This is a genomic window from Dialister sp. UBA1703, from assembly GCA_002320515.1.
Classification (GTDB): Bacteria; Bacillota; Negativicutes; order Veillonellales; family Dialisteraceae; genus Dialister.
This window is the reverse complement of sequence record DCJJ01000167.1, coordinates 1-3045: the sequence shown is the minus strand read 5'-3', so window position 1 is coordinate 3045 and position 3045 is coordinate 1. Positions and strand designations below refer to the sequence as shown.

General features: G+C 51.9%; 2 protein-coding genes. Both read left to right on the top strand.

Annotation, left to right across the window (positions count from 1 at the left end; all coding sequences use genetic code 11):
• The first annotated feature begins 204 nt into the window (after positions 1–204).
• Positions 205–714 carry an energy coupling factor transporter S component ThiW gene (thiW, locus tag B2Y11_RS08250; protein ID WP_291057981.1) on the top strand — a complete coding sequence of 170 codons (510 nt, stop codon included), beginning with the start codon at positions 205–207 and terminating at the stop codon, positions 712–714.
• 298 nt (positions 715–1012) lie between these two features.
• Complete coding sequence (locus B2Y11_RS08245; RefSeq protein ID WP_291057980.1) at positions 1013–2818, top strand: S-layer homology domain-containing protein; 1806 nt, start codon at positions 1013–1015, stop codon at positions 2816–2818.
• Positions 2819–3045 lie beyond the last annotated feature (227 nt).

Below are 3045 nucleotides of genomic sequence, written 5' to 3'. Positions count from 1 at the left end.
ATAATCTGCGGCGTCAGCCGCCACTACTCCCCTCGGCCCGAAGGGCCGTTGCCCCCCTGAGCGCCAGCGAACACAACCCTTTTGCACAACCTTCGGGGTCAAAGGCCCCGTCAACCTTCCTCTCTGAACCTTTTCCCTCCCACCCTTTCCCTCCAAGTCCCAAAGTGCTATGCTATACACAAATCTACTAAGCAGGAGGCAGCGATGAACTATACAGAGGACAAATCATATCGGAAATGGATACTGGCAGCCCTTTTGACGGCGGCGGGGGTGCTTCTTTCGCCTTTGTTTTCCTTTCCCCTGGGGGTGACCCGGGCTTTTCCGCTGCAGCATATGATTAACATTTTCCTGGCCGTGCTCTGCGGCAGCCGGTACAGCACGTCGGCGGCTTTCTGCACGTCCCTTATCCGCAATCTCCTAGGCACCGGAAGCCTTCTGGCTTTCCCGGGGTCCATGGTGGGCGCCTTCCTGTCGGGCTTCCTCTACAGCCGTCTCCACAGTCTGTGGGCGGCGGTGCTGGGGGAATTCGTAGGCACTTCCATTATCGGCGGGCTCCTGTCCTATCCCATTGCCGCCCTCTTCATGGGTTCCTCCAAGGGCGCTCTCTTCTATGTGTCCCTTTTCTCCATTTCCTGCGGTGCCGGCTGTGTCATTGCCTTTGTGATTTTGAAAAGTGCCCGCCTGATTCAAACGGAATTCATAAAATCGAGATAAAATAATAGGCCCGATGGACTCTTGAAACAGATTTAAAAATGAAACAGGCTTCTCCTTTTTCAGAAAAGACCGGAATCCGGTCTTTTTTTCGTGGTATGTATGCACTTTTTTAGCTGATTACATGGGCCTTCTTGCCTTTTTAGCATCAGGTGCTAATTCCTATTGACAGGATGCTTCATTTCAAGGTATAATGTTTTAGTTTCATGAGCTGAAAATCATTCAATTTCATACTAACGTTTTAAAAATAAAAATCCATTTGAGAATTTAGAGAGCTTACCGAAAGCTCCGGGGAGAGAAAATGAACCACTGCCTTCTGAAAACCACACTGGCTGCCCTCTTTGCAGCCACCGCCTTCAATGTTTCCGCTGCCAATCCCTTTGCTGATGTAGATACATCCTCCTGGGCCTACCAGGCTGTATCCCAGCTGTCCGACCAGGGCGTGGTGGACGGCTATCCTGACGGCACATTCAAAGGGGATAAGAACGTAAGCCGCTACGAACTGGCCCAGATCATCGCCCGCCTCATGGCCAAGGAAGGAAGCCTGAATGACAGCCAGAAGGCTGCTGTCCGGAAGCTGTCCGCCGAATATGCCGGCGAACTCCAGAGCCTTGGCGTCCGTGTGACGGAACTGGAAAAGAAGACAGGCAATCTGTCCAACATTACGGAAATCCGGGTGCAGGACATTCCCCGCTATGACAATGTATACAAAGACAATAAATCCAGCCACGATGAACTGAGCCTTCGGGTACGTCTCAACACCATGGCCAATGTGAACGACAGAAGCACCGTGTACAGCCAGTTGGAAACCACTATGAGCATGAACGGCTCCACTCCCTTTGCTCCCAACCGTCAGGACTGGTCCAGCCGTGAAAGCTCGGACTCCGACAAAACAAGGACCGGATACGGCGACGGCGACTTCCACATGAACCGCCTGTGGGCTACCTACCACTTCGGACCGAAACAGGACACCTCCAAGCTCCCCTTCGGCCCCTCCAAGAACCTTATCGGCATCGGCCAGTTCCCCGTTAAAATGGGCGTCACCGGTTACACCTACGACGGCCAGTTCAAAGGCGCCTTCATCTCCTTCGGCGACTACCGCCAGGGCGGCCGTTTCACCATCGCCCATGGTCGCGCTACGGATATCAACTATAACTACACAGGACCTATGGTAAGAGGCATGCCATTAAAAGACAGCACTGGAGGTGCAGGTCTTATCAGCGCTATGATGGATGCAGGAAAAAATAATCCAAAACTGCAGGCTATGCAGCGGCAGCTGGCTGCTGGAGTTAAAGATGCAGTTCAGCAGAAAATAACAGAAATGGAAAATGCTGGAATTACGCCAACCGATGCACAGAAACAGGCTATTACTTCTGCTGCTCAGGCAGCAGCTATGGACAAGGCGATTAATGCTTTGACAAGCCAGAACGGCATGTATGTCAATAATGATTATTACTACCCCATGGGTCAGGGTGTTCAGGAAAGCTGGGGACAGGACGAAGATGTGCCGGTAACTTATGCTTCCTACATTTTCAAGAAACCCCAACAGTGGGAATTCCATGCCTACGGCATGACTGCCAATGGCCCGGTAGGTAAAATCTGCAGAGCCTATGGTTTTGCCGGCGCCTACTATGTCACCCCCATGTGGCATGTACAGGGTGAATTTGTAAAGAACCTGCGGAAACTGCCGCTGAATGAAGAAAGACCTTACAGCTTCAACTATGGTCTCCACTACGGCACTGCCGATGTACTGAAAGCCCGTTCCTTCGAAGTGGGTCTTGACTACGTATACAGCCAGGCAGGCAGCTACTTCGGCGGCTCTTCTGACGACATCGTAGACCAGTACATGGGCCATGTATATAAAGACTGGCATGGCATGAAGAACGTACCGGCCTATATCGCTGACGTTATGGACGACACTGCCAAATACGGCGGCAAGGTAGACGGCAAGAACTACGGCGGCGCCAAATTCTTCCTGGCCAAAGCCTCCTTCGTTCCTATGAGAGGCCTTATCATTGATGCAGAATACGGCTTCAACGCCAAGGATATGGGCGGCCGGAAGATGGACAACATGTTCATGCTGAAAGCCACCGCTTATCTGAAATAAAAAAGGCATCAAAAAACCGGATGAGAAATCATCCGGTTTTTTCGTGTGCATGGTATGGACAAGCCCCTTTAGGGCTTGAGGGTTCAGGCGCCTTTCGGCGCCAGGGAAACCATGGGTTTTTGTGAAGAATCGGCGGGAAGCTGTATCCCCGAAGGTTGATGTGCACATCCTGCATAGGATGTGCAAGTCGGCCGAAGTTGGCCCTTAGCCTGCCCATAAAAGGGCCT

Excerpts from the sequence above, each read along its gene's own strand:
- thiW (WP_291057981.1), top strand. The coding sequence starts at position 205 with ATGAACTATACAGAGGACAAATCATATCGGAAATGGATACTGGCAGCC.
- B2Y11_RS08245 (WP_291057980.1), top strand. The coding sequence starts at position 1,013 with ATGAACCACTGCCTTCTGAAAACCACACTGGCTGCCCTCTTTGCAGCC.